This is a genomic window from Microbulbifer sp. ABM4_008 (genome assembly GCF_056311705.1).
Genome location: NZ_CM149970.1, coordinates 2,518,032 through 2,535,194, shown reverse-complemented (window position 1 = coordinate 2,535,194; position 17,163 = coordinate 2,518,032). Strand labels below are relative to the sequence as shown.

Sequence of the window (17,163 nt, the reverse complement as noted above, 5' to 3'; positions counted from 1 at the left end):
ATGACCATCTCCCGCCGAACCTTTGTCCAGGCCATGGGTGTCGCACTTTTGACCCCCTTTACGGTCCGTTCTCTCGCGGACACTGATAGTGAAACCTATGCACGTTTTGTACTGGGCGGCACCACATTCGCTGATCAAATTGATAACGACGGAATTGTTTTTGATTTATCAGTAGCCTCGGGAGATCCCAGTCAAACTGGAGTGGTTCTTTGGACGCACATTAACCCTGATTCCTATATCGCGGGCCAGTCTCTGTATGTAGATGTTGCGCTGGATGAGGAATTTACCCAGCCAATTCTAAGTGCTGAGATTAATGCTAGTGATATCACGGCAGACCGTGATTACACCGTTAACATTGATCTGGAAGGCTACTTATCTTCTGACCAACGTTACTATTACCGCTTCAAATACGGGACTGTCAGTAGCCGCGTTGGGCGTTGTCACACACTGCCTACCGGTAGCCTAGAAAATCTAAAGATGGCTGTGGTTACCTGTCAGGATTACACCACCGGTTATTACAACGCCTACAACCATATCGCGGACGAAGATGTACATTGCGTACTGCATTTGGGTGACTTTATCTATGAATATGCCCAGTACGAGGGCTTTGAAAGCTCAATAGTGCATTCGATCTCTCTGCCTTCTGGCGGCTCTGTTGCGATGGATCTTGAGGACTATCGTCATATTTACAGAGAGTATCGCAAGGATAAGAATCTGCAGCGAGCGATGGAAATGCACTCATTTATCATCACCTGGGATGATCATGAAACTGCAGACAATGCTTACTGGGATTACGAGCGGGATACTCTGGGTGTGCCATCTCATCCCTACCAGACCGGCGATAACAACCCTGACCAGCTGCGCCAGCTGCGTCGCGATGCTCAGCAGGCCTGGATCGAATATGTTCCAGCGCGGGTAAAAGTCGATGAATCCGCAAGCCACGCTTTTGACTACTTACAGATTTATCGTTCTTTCCAGTTCGGTGACTTGGTTGATCTGTATATGACAGATAGCCGCACCTATAGGACCAAGGAGCCGTGCAAGGATGGTACAGCTTGGGAAAACTACTGGTGCACAGATTATGAAGAAGATACCCAAACCATGCTGGGTAAGACTCAGCGGGATTGGCTGATTGATGGAGTTGTTAACTCCAGTGCCCGCTGGAAAGTGTGGGGGAACCAGACTTTGCTGGCACAATTGGCTGGTACTATTTTGGGACGCTCTCTTGTGTATGCCAATTATGATGCCTGGGATGGTTACCAGTGGGAGCGGGAAAAGATCCTGTCATCTGTTAAGGACAGCAATGTCGATAACTTTGTAGTGCTGACAGGGGACCTCCACTCCAGTATCGCTTCATACCTGAAAGTTGATTTCAGCAAAATTAGCAACTGGGACTACGACAACCTGGTTGGCGTTGAGCTGATGACCCCTTCCATATCTTCTCCCAATATGAACGATACGATTGAGAAAGGTATTGATGTTGGCAGTGTGTTTACATCACTGCTAAATGGCGGGGTTCAGGTCAATAACCCACATATCAAAGATTTTGTTAGTAATATCTATGGATATGCAGTGATCGAATTCAATGTCAATGAATTAAACTGGACCGTATACAACATCGATAAGAAGAGTGATAACCCGGATACCGAAAAAGCGGTATATAAGAAGTTTAATTATGAGCCTGTTGGCATGTGGTTAACCGAAAAGTAGCTGGTTCTCAGTCAATATGAAGTTGTGGGGCGCTTGCCCCCAACTTCACAAGATTCCACTGTTTCGATTCCTTCTTCATCATATCTAGCTTGTACGAGTAAGAAAGCCCTTCCCCGATAACAAAACTAATAAGCCAATGAACACGCATTTGATATATACCTGCGGGTCATCTATACCCGACGATGGGCACAATGCTGTATCTGGCGTTGGGGCACTCTAGATAGATCAGACATCAAGTAAAAGGATATTACCTTGCTGCAAGAATCTTACCCTTACTACCTGGCCAATGAAGCAGTGCATGCCAACACCGATCTGGAAGTTACTGACAAGTATTCAGGGAAAGTAGCTACCCGGGTTGCAATGGCTGATGCCAAGGTTATTGACAGTGCCATCGACTGGGCGCTTTTGGCAGAAAAACCGATGGCTAATTTGCCGTCTTACACCCGCCAGGAAGTTTTACAGCATTGTGTTGTACGTTTTCGTGAAAGGTTTGAAGAGCTGGCCGAAGCGCTGTGTATTGAAGCTGGCAAGCCAATTCATGATTCGCGGGGCGAGGTGCTGCGTTTAATCGATACATTTCATGTGGCCGCTGAAGAGGCAGTGCGTATCAATGGTGAGATTATCAATCTTGAGATATCCAAACGCTCACGGGGCTATCGCGGATATATCAGGCGAGTACCGGTAGGCGCATGTTCATTTATATCGCCGTTCAATTTCCCTTTGAATCTTGCTGCTCATAAGGTGGCACCTGCCATCGCTGCTGGATGTCCCTTTGTACTAAAACCCGCTAGCCGCACGCCCATAGGGGCATTGATCATCGCTGAAATTCTGGCCGAAACACAGTTGCCGAAAGGTGCCTTTTCTGTATTGCCCTGCCATAGAGAGGGAGCAGAGCTGTTTACAGTGGATGACCGATTTAAGCTGCTGAGCTTTACTGGCTCACCTGCTGTGGGCTGGGACCTAAAGGCCAGGGCGGGACGAAAGAAAGTGGTTTTGGAGTTGGGGGGTAATGCAGCCTGTGTTATCGATAGAGATACAGATCTTGATGATGCTGTAGAGAGGCTGATTTTCGGTGCTTTCTATCAGTCGGGCCAAAGCTGTATCGGCGTTCAGAGGATCTATGGGCATTGCAGTCTATATGAAGACCTGAAGCGACGTCTGGTTGAGCGTACCAAAAAGCTTAAGAAAGGCGATCCTCGATCAGAAGATACATTTATTGGCCCAATGATTTCTGAGGGAGAGGCTACCCGCTTGCATTCCTGGGTGGAAGAGGGGGTTCAAGCAGGGGGAACCCTGCTTTGTGGAGGCACACGAGACGGCGCCATGCTTGATCCAACGCTATTGGAAAACGTGCCCCATGACTGCTCCATTGTACAGCAGGAGGCATTTGGCCCAGTTGCAATTCTGGAGCCTTTCGATAGCTTTGATGATGTTTTAGACAAGGTGAATGACAGTGCCTTTGGTCTGCAGGCTGGAATATTCACTCGTGACCTTTACAAAGCCCAGCAAGCCTGGGATACCTTGGAAGTGGGTGGTGTGGTTATTGGTGATGTACCCAGCTGGCGGGTAGATAATATGCCCTATGGTGGTGTTAAGGATTCGGGTCTTGGTCGGGAGGGAGTACGTTGGGCTATTGCGGATATGACCGAGGAGAGGTTGATGGTGGTGCGAACTCCAGGGTAGGGATTTAGAGCTTTCCTTTTTAATCGAGTCATTTAACTGCAGAGTGGAATGAAAAACTAAATCTTATTTCTGGTATATACCGATTGTGATATTGTAGATCGATCAATTTAATTTAATGCAGTAATTGGTACGCTATACATGTTTCCTTTCCTCTTTTGCCCCCCTGTTTATTATTTCTCAATTTGCTAAGTTTCTTAGAAGTCTTCATGGTGATGGAGTCTATTGGTTCCGAAAATAATTAAAGTTGTACAAGGTTTTTATTCATGGAAGATCAGCTTAAGAAGAAAGCTAAGATAACACCAAGATCCCTACTGTTTTTCACTTTTTATCAAGTTGTATTTATCAGTTTTCTATATCCTTGGGTGCTTTCGCCAATATTTGATAATGTCAGAATGTTAAATTGGTATCCAATGGATGCTCAACTGCTTGACGTTGATATGGAAATTTACGAGAGTGAAGATGGTACACAGAAACAGGTTGTAGCTAGCTATGAGTACTCTATAAATGGAAAGACCTATTGGAATAATCGGGTCGATATACACTCAAAGCCAAACGATACCGAGCTTGCTAGCTATCATACAACTATGTATAGATTGCTCCAGAAACATATAAAGCAGGGGAGCATATTTAGCGGCTGGTATAACCCAAGAGATCCATATGATTCAGTGCTAGACAAAAACATACGGTGGTCGGAGATAATTATTCCTGGATTGGTATGTTTTGTGTTTATTTTCATGGGGTTTGTCGTTTATCTGGCCTATATTTTTCGAGAGCAGGAAAAGAGCCCCGATGTGGTCAGAAGAACACCATGGTTAGCAAAAAGTAAGTGGAAACCTGAAGGGATACAGTCAGAAACCAAAAAAGATATAAGAGGGCAGCTTTTGGGAGGCACGCTAGCAGCTTTATTGGGTGTGATTTTTGGCTATGTGGGGATGATGCTTATACTAAATAGAGCTTATAGTGGCCTGTTCTTTATAGTAATTGGGGCGGTTGGTTTCTATGTGATGTTCAAGTCAGTTAGTAGTTGGCTTAGATTCAAGTCGATTGGAGATGTCTTCGTTACTATTACACCTTTCCCTGGCCAGATAGGTGGAAAAGTATCTGGATATATTCAATTTCCTCCACTGCTAGCAATAAGAGATAAATCTATACGTATATTGCTAAAGCAATCCAAAATTGTTACAAAGCGTACGGCTAATAGCAATAATAAAAGGGAGTTTGTAAACTGGGAAGCAGTTACTTTCGGCAAGCTGAAGGTTGCTAAATTAGGAACTCGCATATATTTTAGTTTCAATGCTCCTGATGACTTGCCTGAATCCAATACAGATGTCTACTGTGGAGATGGGGAATATTGGTTCTTAAATGTTAGTGGAGAGATACCTGGGGATCACTTTGAAAGACGGTATGAGCTCCCAGTGTTTAAAGGAAGCCTTTCAACGAAAGCTAAAACTACTGAAAAAGAGCAAGACAGAAATTTCGGAAGAGATAGAGTTAATCGCCTGCTAAGTCCGCCTCCTAAGAAAGGTCATGCAAGTAATGCTGGCAAAACGCTAATTACCGTGCCTGTGGGTGAGCCAGTTAAGAATTTTTCTGGAGAACTGTCAAGGAGAGTTGAAATGGAAATATGTGGAGCTACAACAATAATAAGGCAAAGGCCAATTCTTTATGATTTTTGTTTGTGGATGATGGGGGCGTCTCTCCTTATTGTAATCATTGCCAGTGTGATTTCCATTATAAAAGCTGAGTTTTATCTTTTTGCATTTGGGGTTGCATTCTTGATCTTTGCTTTGGCGATTCCGACAATATTTTCGATGAGGGAGGTACACATCACGCGAGACTATTTGATTCGAAAAAATATTCGCTTTGGCATTCTCCGAGATGTTGAGCAGGTACGGCGTAACTCAGTTAATGAGTTAGCGGCTAAAAGTACTGGGTACACAATTTATGTAGGAGGTCAGGCTCGAAAATACTACAACCTATTTGCCAAAAGTGAGTGTGGACGGGATATTTTGATCGCAGATTTTATTCCTGGTTTTGGAGTAGTTGAACAATTACGAAAAAGAGTGAGCCTAATAATTGGGCGGCGAGCGCGCCAAGCTAAAAAGAGCCCTCGTAGGCTTGATTCAGTAGAGAAAGGATAGCCGGCGGTAATATGAGTAAGTTTAGTAGGTTCTATTTTTCTTTCAACCCTTACTTATTTAGCATCGCAGGGATACTCTTTAGCTTTGCTTTTGCGGCATTTCTCTATGAAGTTGTTGGTCCTGTCCGAGATTTGCTTAAGATGCATAGTTGGAAGTCAATGTCAGCAGAGATACTCGAAGTTGAATTGGCAGAGAGTTGGGGAGATGGAGGTTCAGTAAGTTATCGAACTTTCTCAGCATATGAATTTATAGTAGATGATAAGGCTTACTGGAACAATCGAGTGGGTATCAATGATCGTTTTGAGAGCCTTGGGCAATACCAGAAACATATTTACCATAGATTGAACAATGCCAAAGAGAGAGGTCTTCTAGTTGAGGGGTGGTATAACCCCAAAAATCCATCTGAGGCCGTGATGGATCGAAACTTGAGATGGATGCAAGTACTACCCTTGATCTTCTTTTGCTTGCCCGTAATGATTTTCGCACTCATGGTTATGGTTGCTTCAGTAACGCGAAAAAGAGATGCCGATATCGACCTGGAATCAAGTGATTTCCTTTTTAAAGAAGAATGGAGGAAGAGCGGGATCTTATCGATAGAGCATAGAAGTCAATGGTTTATGTGGCTATTGATCATGCTCCTGAGCGCTCCGGTTATTACTTGCATATATGTTGCCATTGATAAGCTAACTAGAGGGGTATACGATCTTGAAATAATAATGGCGTTGTTTTTTTCAATATCTCTATTGATTGCGCTTTATCGCCCTCTTAAGGGTAATATACAGCAACTTCGATATGGGAGAGTGCCTTTGGTGCTAGTTCCATTTCCCGGTATCCTGGGACGTACTCTTTCTGGATACTTGCAGTTTCCGGACGAAATTGATGCTAACAAACACAACTTTCAGTTTTCACTTCAACAAGTAAACACATATGAGAGTGGTTTGGGTGAAAACACTAATCTTCAGAATTCTGTCAACTGGGAAGCTGGGGGGATAGGTCATCTAGAGTTGGTCGATAATTGTTCAAGAGTCTATTTTGCAATTCAAATCGCAGGTGATTTACCCCAGTCAATAATTGAGGGGTATATTGGAGATTGGTGGCGGCTTAAGGTCAAGGGCGGCATGTCAGGAGCTTGGTTTAATCGAACCTACGAAGTTCCAATTTTCAGTGAGGGCTATGAAGTTCAAGAGGCTGATGTGTTTAGTTCTGAGGTATTGGTTAAAGTCCCACTTGGGCGAGAGAAGTTGGACTACTCTGAAGATCTGAAAAAACTTGTATCGATCGAAAGGTTAGATACCGGTTACCAGATCCGTCAGAAAATTCTCACCACGGTACCCACCGTAATTCAGTTCGTTGGTGGGCTGATCGTGTCTGCTGTTGGATTGGTATTAGTATTTACCCACGTACCATTTATTTTCGCTGCTATCTTTGCGATAGCTGGGTTACTTCCTATTAATTCTGCATTAAAAAGGACGGCCAGATTCTATCAAACATATATAGGAGAAAGTAAGATTACTTGCCTTTTCTCTTGGATGTGGGCGAAGCACGAACAAAAGGTATTCGAGAAGTCAAAGATAGTTGGCGTCTATATGAAAAAATATACTGGTTATGAAGGTAGGGACGACAGGAAAAAGGAGTACTTTGATTTTTACCTTGTTGTTGATAACGGGAATAAAGTGAAAATAATATCAGACTTGCTGGGAGAGCAGGTGGCTAATCTGCTGCTTAAACGAATTGAGGATTTAACTAATCTAAAGTCAATCAGTGAACTTGAGCTCCTCTCTCTTGAGCATAAAAGAAAACTTGAGGTCTGAACTCATCTCTCTGCGGGTATCCCGCTTTCTATATGCCTCTCCCATGCAATTTGGAGAGGCAGTATTTTGAATGCCGATCTTACAAATATAATTAAGAAGGTTTAATTTAGGTATTTGCCATGAAACCGAAGATGTTCCTCAATAAAGCTGGTGATAAAGTAATAACTGTGGTCATAACCGGAATGACGGCGAAGTTGGAGCGGGTAGTTGCTTGCTTTGGCAGCTTCTTCGAGCGTCTCGGGTTTCAGCTGTTCAACAAGAAAGCTATCGGCTTCCCCTTGATCCACCAACATCGGCACAGGCTTGTCGGCATTTTTGAGCAGTTCGCTGCTATCGTAGTCTCGCCAACTATCCCGATCTTTGCCCAAATAGGTTTCAAAGGCTTTTTGTCCCCACGGACACTGAGAAGGATTGCTGATGGGGCTGAAGGCTGATGCGGAAACATAACTTGCCGGATTGCGTAGGGCGATCATCAGTGCACCATGGCCGCCCATTGAATGTCCTGCAATAGCGCACTGTGTTGTCACAGGGAAGGTGGTCTCGATAAGTGTCGGCAGTTCTTCCACTATATAATCATACATGTGGTAGTGGCGACTCCAGGGCGCTTGGGTGGCGTTGATATAAAATCCAGCACCTTGCCCCAGATCATAGGCTTCATCATCGGCAACAGATTCTCCACGGGGACTGGTGTCGGGAGCAACGATGGCTATCCCTAGTTCGGAGGCAATCCGCTGGGCTCCTGCCTTTTGCATAAAATTCTCATCGGTACAGTTCAGACCTGACAGCCAGTAGAGCACCGGAGCCTTGTGCATTTGTGAAGCTTGGGGTGGCAAATAAATAGTAAAGCGCATTTTGCAGCTAAGTGACTGTGAGTCGTGAAGGTATTGCTTGTGCCAGCCGCCAAAACTCCGGTTGGCACTGATATTTTCAATAGACATGATGGATAGCCCTAATTGGACCACCTCCAAGAGATGGCCCAATTGATCATTGCTGGTTATTGATCGAAGTGAATGACGGTGCGGATACTTTCGCCTTTATGTAACAGATCGAAAGATTTATTGATGTCATCCAGGCTCATGGTGTGGGTGATAAAGTCGTTGAGCTGGAATTCGCCATTCAGGTAGCGCTCTACGTAGTCTGGTAATTCGGAGCGTCCTTTAACGCCGCCGAATGCGGAACCGCGCCAGACTCGGCCAGTTACCAGCTGGAATGGGCGGGTGGAGATCTCCTGGCCGGCACCAGCTACACCGATAATGACCGATTCACCCCAGCCCTTGTGGCAGCACTCCAGAGCGGAGCGCATCACATTGACGTTGCCGATACATTCGAAGGAATAATCCACACCGCCCTCGGTGAGTTCGACAATGACTTCTTGAATTGGCTTATCGTAGTTGTTGGGGTTGATGCAGTCCGTCGCCCCCAGTTTGCGGGCTAATTCAAACTTGCTTTCATTGATATCGATGGCAATGATTCGTGAAGCTTTTGCCATGGTGGCGCCGATAATCGCCGAAAGACCGATACCCCCAAGGCCAAAGATCGCAACGGTATCGCCTTCTTGAACTTTGGCGGTGTTCATCACAGCGCCCATACCAGTAGTGACACCACAACCCAGCAGGCAGACTTCCTCTAACGGCGCAGCCGGATTTACTTTTGCCAGCGAAATCTCTGGCAATACGGTGTACTCCGAAAATGTCGAGCAGCCCATATAGTGGTAGATGGGCTTGCCATCTTTATAGAAGCGTGTGGTACCGTCGGGCATCAGGCCTTGCCCCTGAGTTTCACGGATCTTTTGGCAGAGGTTCGTCTTGCCGGACTTGCAGAATTTACACTCGCCACATTCTGGGGTGTACAGGGGGATAACATGATCACCTGCTTTGACACTGGTAACCCCTTCACCGACCTGCACGACAATACCGCCACCTTCATGGCCCAAAATACAGGGGAATTTGCCTTCCGGGTCGTCGCCAGACAAGGTGAAAGCGTCGGTGTGACACACTCCCGATGCAATGACCTTGATCAATACTTCACCAGCCTTTGGCAGCATGACATCCACTTCTTCGACCGATAACGGTTGGCCAGGCCCCCAAGCGATGGCGGCCTTCGACTTGATAAATTGTTCAGACATAAGATTACTCGCTGTTAAACCATGTCATTCAGGGCCTGAAGTTGGCTGGCCCCGCTGTGACGACTGGGGAGCCATTATATTGATTGCAGAATTGATTATAATTAGGTGTTTTTGAAACTTGCTTTTACATATTTGCAATAATGAAAGACTGGGAAGGCATTACGGAGTTCGTTTATGTTGCTGAAAGCGAGAGCTTTACCCTCGCAGCGCAGCGGCTGGCTATTTCCACTGCTAAAGTCAGCCGCCAGGTCAGTGCTTTGGAGAGCCGTTTGAATGTCAAACTGCTATATCGAACCACGCGCAAGGTGTCACTGACACAAGAAGGTACGCTGTTTTACCAGCATTGCCGGGGGGTGCTCGATGGGCTGGAGGCGGCGGAACGAGCAGTAACTCAATTACAGAGCCACCCACAGGGCAAAATCAAACTGACGGCACCGGTCACTTATGCTGAAAAGAAGGTTGCACCACTGATCAATAATTTTGTGATTCAAAACCCCAAGATTGAGGTCAATGCCTATTTCACCAATCGTCAGGTTGACCTCATAGATGAGGGTTACGATATCGCCATACGCCTGGGTAAGTTGCAGGACTCAACTTTGATGGCAAGAAAGTTGGCGGACCGGCGAATTCATCTGTGCGCCTCACCGGATTATCTTGAAGAGCACGGGCCCCCACACTCGTTGTCGGAATTGAACAGGCACAACTGCCTGTTGGGCACACTGGATTACTGGCGATTCAATACCAGGGAAGGAGAAAAAAACCTTAGGGTCAAAGGTAGCCTTCGCTACAACAACGGTGGGGCGCTTTTAGATGCTGCGCTTAAAGGCCTGGGGGTTGTGCAGTTGCCAGATTATTACGTCGAGCAATATATCGCTGAAGGAAAATTAATCACCCTCTTAAGTGATCTCGAAGATAGGGATGAAGGGGTATACGCAGTTTACCCCGGCAATCGATATATCGCGCCGAAAGTCAGGCTGCTGATTGATTATCTAGCCGAGTATCTCACTTGAGAAAAGGGAGGAGGCAGATTAAGGGTTTAGTGTAGTAAAGGGTTCACAGTGATTTATTGCTAGTGGAGGTGGTTTTTTGAAATTGTTGGCTTACCCACGTGCTGCAGAATTCCGCAATCCGCTTCCATTTTGGCTCCAGCATTAAGTAGTGACCATAACCTTCCGCCCGGTAGAAGGTGGTATTTTTACCTTGCCGCTCCGCGATTAACTGTGCTGTGGAAGGGGGAATTGCCAGGTCATCGGTTCCCGAAACCATTAAAGTGGGGCAATTGATTTTTTGATAGTCAATTCTGGTTGTTTTATTGCTGTCAAAAATCCAGAAGAACAATTCAAATAGGACTTGCCCAGATTCAGGACCTAATCGATCGAAGACCTTGTGCTGGTCGTCTGGATTAAGTTTATTCAACCCGAATTTCGCCATTGTCGCGAAATCCGGTAACAGGACATCATTCCAAAATTCACCCGCAGCCATAAACAACTTGCCCAGCGCACGCTCTTCTTCTGTGGTGGGCAGTATTCCCCAGTTTACGCTTCCGTTAAGCAACACGATTGCCTGTGCCAAATCCATAGTCGCCAATTTTTGTGCAATAACACCGCCCAGGGAGTGGCCGACTAGTATAGGTTTTTGATTTAAAGATTGTATAAATGCCCTGATGTCATCAACGTAGTCGGCAATACTCAGTCCTTTAAGGTGCTGCTGATTTTGTTCTGACTTTAGATCTTCATGGTAGCGGTAGCTTGGGCTGTGACAATAGAAACCTTCCTCCTCAAAATACTGGTGGAAGTTCTCCATTGTCCAGGGGCCGGCATTGGTCCCGTGGATAAAGACGATAGGGGTATCCAAAGCCGGCTCCCGGTTTTTCAAGGCTTCCTTAGACTTTAGATGCGAGGATATCCGCAGTCATAATTTGTGGTTCTGATGCGAGCAGTTCATCCGCTTTGCCAAGCAATGCTGCAGCGATCTTGCCGTTAAGATGTGCAGTTAAGCCGTCTTCATCGCTAAACGTGTCAAAAATAGCAAATCGCGTAGCGTTGATTTGTACGGCATACCAGCTCAGGGTTCCTTGCTCTTCCACAGCGAGCGGTTGGGCTGAGGTAAGCAGCGCCTTTACCTCATCAGCCTTATCCGCTTTGGCGTCGATCAGTGCCACGATGGCCAGCTTAGCTTCAGTCATTGTTTTCTCTCACGTTGTTTGGTGATGAGTATCCTAGGGGAGGCTCAGGCTTGACTATCAGTGTCCAAAAAGACAATGATCAGACAAAATTCGCCACTTTGAGGATTTATGGCCCAGATAGTCATCTTATCTATGCCAGGAGTTTTGCCGTCGGCTCTAGCTGGCGTTCAAGATATGTTTGCCCTGGGTGGCCTCCGCTTATCTGAAAGTCAGCACTCCTTGGACCCTGCCTATCAACAATCCTGGTCCCCCGAAATCATAGTCGCCAGTGCTGATGGCGCCGACATTGTAGACGGGCAGGGCAGCCACTTTGCTGTAAGTCATGGGGTATCACAAATATCCAGTTGCGAAGCCGTGATAGTCCCCGGATTTATGCCCAACCAGTTTGGTGTGCCTCCTGAAAAGTTACTGGACCAGCCGACTTGCGAATGGTTGCGAACCCAATATAGGCGCGGGGCAATTATCGCGGGTTCTTGTAGTGGCGTTTTGGCGCTGGGTGAAGCGGGTCTGTTAAATGGACGACAATGCACAACCACCTGGTGGTTACACAATGAGTTGAAATCCCGCTTTAGCAATGCCTGCCCGCTATGGGCCAGTGGGTTATTAGTAGATCAAAATATTGTGACAGCGGGTGGCCCTTTATCTTGGGTGGATGTGACTCTACAAGTGATCAAGATGCTAGCTGGCGATGAAGCCGCTACCAAAGTTGCTGATCTCGCCGTTGTGGACTCCCCCCCGCGTTCGCAAACTTTGCATGTACCAAAAGGCTACCAGGTATCAAAAGAGCAGTTTCTGGTGGAAGCTGAAAATGTGGTTCGTCAATATTTTGGTCAACAGTTAGGCAGCCAGTTGCTTGCAAAAGAACTGTCGATATCCGAGCGAACATTACACCGGCGGCTAAAACAGTTAACAGCGCAAGCACCCAAACAATTTATCGATAGCGTCCGTATGGAGTACGCTCGCAGCCTTTTACTAAACCCAGCCAATAAAGTTGCCAGTGTTGCGCAAGAATTAGGCTATTCCGATGATGCAGTATTCCGACGTGTATTTAAGTCGCATGTGGGGATGAGTCCCAGTCAATTTAGGCAGAAATACCAGAAAAGCTGATTTTCTTGTAAGCATGGTGGGTACTTTTGGCGATTACTGAAATGGACTCGGTTGAAATATAGAATCCCTTAAGATAAAAAATATTGGTCTGCTAGACTTTTATTGACGCAATAAAAATTGAGAAATTATGAGAGTTATTGTTTATATATTTTCTGTTCTCGTATCCATCTTTCCGATCGCAGGTATGGGTAAATCCCAGGGGGCGTCTGCTGGAAAAATCGAAAAAAGAATTGATGGCATTATAAATGTTCTGCGTGACCCTGATATAGAGCTTGAAGAAGCCTTAAGCACTCTTGTCAGTTTACGTTATTATCGAAGTCTTAATGATAAGCAGGTACAAGAATTAATAGAGGCGTTCGACTATAAGGGTGCGGAGGAAAACGGGTGGAATGAAGATTTAGTAAAGTCTCACGAAGTCAAGATACTCTTAGCTGAATTGATATGGAAAAAAGCCAGAGACCAGGATTATAAGTACCTAAATTATGTAAGATCAATGCTAGGCTCTAGTATAGAAATCCCAAGAGCTTATGCTGCTCTTAGCTTGGGGAAAATGAGGTCTACACAAGATATATGTCGTCTCAAAGAGATGGTTTTGGAAGATTCTGAAATGCCTGCGACAAAGGCGGGCCTTAGTTTAATTTCCATGCAGACTGCGTCTGCTGAAATGGAGCTAAAGTCGGCATTGTCAGTGGTGTGTACCAGGAACTATCCAAGGGACCTTAAGGTTTGCAGACCTTTGTCCGAGTATATTCGAGCATTATCGGAGAAACGCAATACACCGGATCCAGGTCTTTTGCCTGACGGTGCTGAAAGCTGTGAATAAGATGAATGCAAAACGCTCAGTTACTTGCAATTTTTTACGCCTATCCAGTGTGATAGCATCACAATACTATAGGTATATTACGTTCAGATTAGTGGTATACCTTAATCAAGTCTTCTCCTCAGGCGATAGTGTTAAGGCAGTACCCGAGTATTTATTAGTTCTACAGAGTTAAACAAAGCAGGCATAAAGCTGGCTTATTTAGGCGGTAGATAAACATTCACTGTCTCCGCAATTGACTGTGATAGATCTTTCCCAAATAAGCAGGTGACGAGTTCAAAAGCGAACTCTATAGCGGTACCGGGCGATTGGCTGGTGACTAAATTCCGGTCGATCACTACTCTTTGATCACTGGTTTCCTTCACATATTGACTAAGTTCGCCGCGAAACGTCTTGTAACAAGTGGCCGTAAAATTGGTTATCAGCCCCTGCCGCCCAAGAACGATCACTGGAGCGGTACAAATTGCTCCTAGCCAGCGATCCGATTCAAGTTGTTCACGGATGAGCTTTATTAGGGGGGCTGAGCTATACATTCGCTCGGCACCTTCCTTGCCGCCTGGTAGGGCTATTAGATCCCACGTGGAGTCCAAGCAATCCTCTATGGAGTAGGGGGCTTCAATAACAAGATTGCGTAGGGTAGTTATACGTCTACTCGGCATAATCGATGCCAGTGCCAGCTCTGCATCCGTTCGGCTCAAAATGTCGTAGATGGCAATGGTTTCTATATCCTCGTTACCATCAGCGACGGGAATCAGTATTTTGGGCACGGTTGCAGCTCCAAACGATAGGGTTAACCTATTTATAGGCTTTCTGGGCTAATCCTACCTCTTTGAGCTGACCTACAACTTTGGTAAGTGAGCTAAGAGCCCCCCTGATATGTCGCACCAGATGCTCTTTCAACTTTGTGTTCTCAATGTTCTTAAGTGCTTGTACTGCCGCATTTTGCTTAATCACAACATAGGCGGTCATGTGCAGCACGTTGAACTTGCCAACATCTTTCCCGTTTAACGGACGATCGCCACCTTTAGGGCACCCACGATATCCTCGGGGTGGACCTTTTGCTTCTTATCACCATCGATTTGTAGGGTGGCAATCGGTGTCTGGAAAGGGGATGCTTAATTTGCTGGTCGGTGGCGTTGTATCTGGAGCGGATAGTGCGGCAGATTCACACGAAGCCGCTTGCTCAGCAGCGCAACCGCACTTAATAGCACGGCCGGTCCGGTTGGCATGTACTTCCGGACCTTTGGCGATATCCAGACCGCGAACTGTCACATCGGTGGCCACCAGAATTGAGGCGCTCAGGCAATTGTGAGCCTCAGTGTTGCTTCCTTTCACCTATTCATAATTCCAGCAGTCCAGCTAATGCCGTTTGCAATGATAGCCAATCCAAGAGAGTGGCTGCCCAGGGTAGTCGTAGGCGGAAAGACGCAGGCTAAATTTGTTAGTTGTGATTATTTATGATGCATTCCAGGTGTCTTGAATCAGTACCGCAGCAGCCGCCCAATATATTGAATCCGTGATTCTGATTTAAGTGGAGCATATGGTTGCCCCATTCGGATATGCTGTCGGAGTGCGTCGATTCGCTATTTTCTAGCTCATTGTGCGTTAGTGATGAAGCATTGGCTTGTATGCCGATTAGTCTGTCAGGTAATTGACTTGAAGCGTTTAGAAAAGAAGGATGAGAACAATTAATAAAGTACCCAGAAGGTTTAGGCGAAATCTGATGATCAATATGTGAAATTGCTTCTTGAATGGTATGGCCATCTAAAAGGCGACCATCTGAGCCAATGACAAAGCTAATAAAATATGGCTTAGAGTGCTTTGACATTAGAGATGCAATGCCAAGTGCCTCTGGTACAGCTGGTAGGGTTACTCCCATGAGGTAGTCAGCATTAGAGGTTCCGAGCTTATCAATTTGCCAACGATGATAAGAAATAGATTCTTTGTAAGTTAGGCCTTGTTCTGGTTTGTAGCAGTCATTTTTACAGCCGACTAGGCCTCCTACATATACATTTCCTTCTTTTGGCAAGATATTCGAAAGAAAATTAACAGCGTCTTCATTGATAGACGTAGGCGCCTTGGCTAGAGAAACTCTCTCTGAGCTGGCCCTCCATGTGGGAGTTGCAAGCAAAAGAGGGAGTTTTGCATCAATTGCAAGGTTTATGTATTCACTGTAGATTCGTTTAAGGCTTTCAGCACCAGTTTTGCTATAGATTAATTTAGCATGGTCGACATGGCTGCAAAGGCTTATATCTTTGTTACGCCTGACTCTTTCGAGTATGGCCGCTTCAGTAAGAATCAAATTTTCTGAAAGAATTCCTTGCATGATGCTCCTCAGTGTAAGTTGTCGGACGCCGAAGGCGCGAAGTGAATTGACTTGTATGGTTGTCCTTGATCAATTCTGATGTTGAAAATCCTTTTCGCTAACGGGTAAATTGAGACCCACCTTCGGCGGCCACCGAAGGCCTTGTTTATCACAGTTCGCTGCCTGGCCGGTTCGTAAAAGACCGATAACAAGTATGAACGCGATAAGCACTCACTAGGCATAACTCGGATAGTCATGTGGGCCTCGAGCCCGAATAGCAAGGCGGAGATAGCTTATCTTATGGAACCTCAAGAGATCAATGTCGGTATCGATACCAGCAGTAAACAACTCGATATTTATGTGAGACCTACTGGCCAATTCTTTAGTGTTGCCAATGATAAAAATGGCATTAAAGATGCCATTAAACAATTGCAACCTCTTAAACCTCAAAGAGTATTAATAGAGTCTACAGGAAGACTTGAATTAGAGTTTGTTTGCGCCGCTGATAAAGCAGGATTACCTGTTGTTGTTTGCAACCCTTCACAGATAAGAAGCTTCGCTAAATCCACAGGGCGCCTCGCCAAAACTGACAAGCTAAATGCAATAGATATTGCACATTTTGGTGAGGCCATGAAGCCAAGGCTGTCGGTGCTAAAGCCAGAAAAGCTTAGGGAGATCAGTGACTTACTGGCGGTAAGAAGTCAGTGTTTAGAGATGAGTACAATGCAAAAGAATCGGCTTCAGAGAATGCCGAAATCAGTACACAAACCTATACGGACCATTCTAAACACTATCAAGAAAGAGCTACAAGGTATCGACAAGCAACTAGATAAACTGGTTAACAGTGTGTCTGACTGGCGGCAAAGGCGCGACTTATTGTTGAGTGCTAAAGGGGTCGGAAATGTATTGGCTTATACGTTGATAAGTGAACTTCCCGAGCTAGGAAAATTGAACCGTAAAGAAATCGCTGCACTTGTCGGTGTCGCCCCGATGAACCGTGATAGCGGCAGCTTCCAGGGAAAGAGATATATTCGGGGTGGAAGGCATCGTGTACGAACGGTTTTGTTTGTTTCCATCATGTCGGCCATACAGCATCATCCCAAACTGAAGCCGATGTACAAGCGATTAGTCGACGCTGGCAAACCTAAAAAGGTCGCTCTGATTGCCTGCATGAGAAAGCAGATTACGATACTGAATACGATGGTGAAAAATAACACCTACTGGGATGAAAGTATGGCTTAATAACTTGACGAACAACCATAGTCACTTGTTATGA

At 45.7% G+C, this 17,163-nt stretch carries 15 protein-coding genes; 8 read left to right on the top strand and 7 right to left on the bottom strand.

The window, feature by feature from the left end; genetic code table 11:
* From ACYX4J_RS10930 to ACYX4J_RS10915, 4 genes are all read left to right on the top strand, one after another.
* On the top strand, window positions 1–1,710 hold the full coding sequence (locus tag ACYX4J_RS10930; protein WP_444913134.1) for an alkaline phosphatase D family protein: 1,710 nt from the start codon (window positions 1–3) through the stop codon (window positions 1,708–1,710).
* 252 nt (window positions 1,711–1,962) lie between these two features.
* Window positions 1,963–3,393 carry an aldehyde dehydrogenase family protein gene (locus ACYX4J_RS10925; RefSeq protein ID WP_445358281.1) on the top strand — a complete coding sequence of 477 codons (1,431 nt, stop codon included), beginning with the start codon at window positions 1,963–1,965 and terminating at the stop codon, window positions 3,391–3,393.
* A gap of 263 nt (window positions 3,394–3,656) precedes the next feature.
* Complete coding sequence (locus tag ACYX4J_RS10920) at window positions 3,657–5,534, top strand: DUF3592 domain-containing protein (RefSeq protein ID WP_476178606.1); 1,878 nt, start codon at window positions 3,657–3,659, stop codon at window positions 5,532–5,534.
* Between the two features lie 11 nt (window positions 5,535–5,545).
* On the top strand, window positions 5,546–7,345 hold the full coding sequence (locus ACYX4J_RS10915) for a DUF3592 domain-containing protein (protein WP_476178605.1): 1,800 nt from the start codon (window positions 5,546–5,548) through the stop codon (window positions 7,343–7,345).
* A gap of 101 nt (window positions 7,346–7,446) precedes the next feature.
* Here ACYX4J_RS10915 and fghA read toward each other — a convergent pair whose 3' ends face one another.
* Together fghA and ACYX4J_RS10905 are read right to left on the bottom strand one after the other, a co-directional pair.
* Window positions 7,447–8,283, bottom strand: a complete 837-nt coding sequence (gene fghA, locus ACYX4J_RS10910; protein WP_476178604.1) for an S-formylglutathione hydrolase — start codon at window positions 8,281–8,283, stop codon at window positions 7,447–7,449.
* 56 nt (window positions 8,284–8,339) lie between these two features.
* Complete coding sequence (locus ACYX4J_RS10905; RefSeq protein WP_444908195.1) at window positions 8,340–9,470, bottom strand: S-(hydroxymethyl)glutathione dehydrogenase/class III alcohol dehydrogenase; 1,131 nt, start codon at window positions 9,468–9,470, stop codon at window positions 8,340–8,342.
* Between the two features lie 140 nt (window positions 9,471–9,610).
* Between ACYX4J_RS10905 and ACYX4J_RS10900 the strand changes: the two genes are divergently transcribed.
* A complete protein-coding gene (locus tag ACYX4J_RS10900; protein ID WP_476178603.1) occupies window positions 9,611–10,480 on the top strand; it encodes a LysR substrate-binding domain-containing protein in 870 nt (289 codons plus the stop codon).
* Between the two features lie 43 nt (window positions 10,481–10,523).
* Here the strand turns inward: ACYX4J_RS10900 and ACYX4J_RS10895 are convergent, their stop codons facing one another.
* Together ACYX4J_RS10895 and ACYX4J_RS10890 are read right to left on the bottom strand one after the other, a co-directional pair.
* The gene (locus tag ACYX4J_RS10895; protein WP_476178602.1) at window positions 10,524–11,324 is read right to left on the bottom strand and encodes an alpha/beta hydrolase; all 801 of its coding nucleotides are present in this window, start codon (window positions 11,322–11,324) and stop codon (window positions 10,524–10,526) included.
* A 28-nt stretch (window positions 11,325–11,352) separates the two neighbouring features.
* Entirely contained in the window at window positions 11,353–11,655 is a 303-nt protein-coding gene (locus tag ACYX4J_RS10890) for a putative quinol monooxygenase (RefSeq protein WP_444908198.1), read from the bottom strand.
* Window positions 11,656–11,763: 108 nt separating this feature from the next.
* Between ACYX4J_RS10890 and ACYX4J_RS10885 the strand changes: the two genes are divergently transcribed.
* Complete coding sequence (locus ACYX4J_RS10885) at window positions 11,764–12,762, top strand: GlxA family transcriptional regulator (protein WP_476178601.1); 999 nt, start codon at window positions 11,764–11,766, stop codon at window positions 12,760–12,762.
* 127 nt (window positions 12,763–12,889) lie between these two features.
* Complete coding sequence (locus tag ACYX4J_RS10880; protein ID WP_476178600.1) at window positions 12,890–13,585, top strand: hypothetical protein; 696 nt, start codon at window positions 12,890–12,892, stop codon at window positions 13,583–13,585.
* 194 nt (window positions 13,586–13,779) lie between these two features.
* Here ACYX4J_RS10880 and ACYX4J_RS10875 read toward each other — a convergent pair whose 3' ends face one another.
* From ACYX4J_RS10875 to ACYX4J_RS10865, 3 genes are all read right to left on the bottom strand, one after another.
* Window positions 13,780–14,349, bottom strand: coding sequence for a DJ-1 family glyoxalase III (locus tag ACYX4J_RS10875; RefSeq protein WP_444957796.1), 570 nt, complete (start codon window positions 14,347–14,349; stop codon window positions 13,780–13,782).
* Between the two features lie 301 nt (window positions 14,350–14,650).
* A complete protein-coding gene (locus ACYX4J_RS10870; protein WP_444957795.1) occupies window positions 14,651–14,917 on the bottom strand; it encodes a hypothetical protein in 267 nt (88 codons plus the stop codon).
* Window positions 14,918–15,023: 106 nt separating this feature from the next.
* Window positions 15,024–15,908 (bottom strand): homocysteine S-methyltransferase family protein, encoded by an 885-nt coding sequence (locus ACYX4J_RS10865; RefSeq protein ID WP_476178599.1) that lies wholly within the window; start codon window positions 15,906–15,908, stop codon window positions 15,024–15,026.
* 279 nt (window positions 15,909–16,187) lie between these two features.
* Between ACYX4J_RS10865 and ACYX4J_RS10860 the strand changes: the two genes are divergently transcribed.
* Window positions 16,188–17,129, top strand: a complete 942-nt coding sequence (locus ACYX4J_RS10860; protein WP_476178598.1) for an IS110 family RNA-guided transposase — start codon at window positions 16,188–16,190, stop codon at window positions 17,127–17,129.
* Window positions 17,130–17,163: the final 34 nt, after the last annotated feature.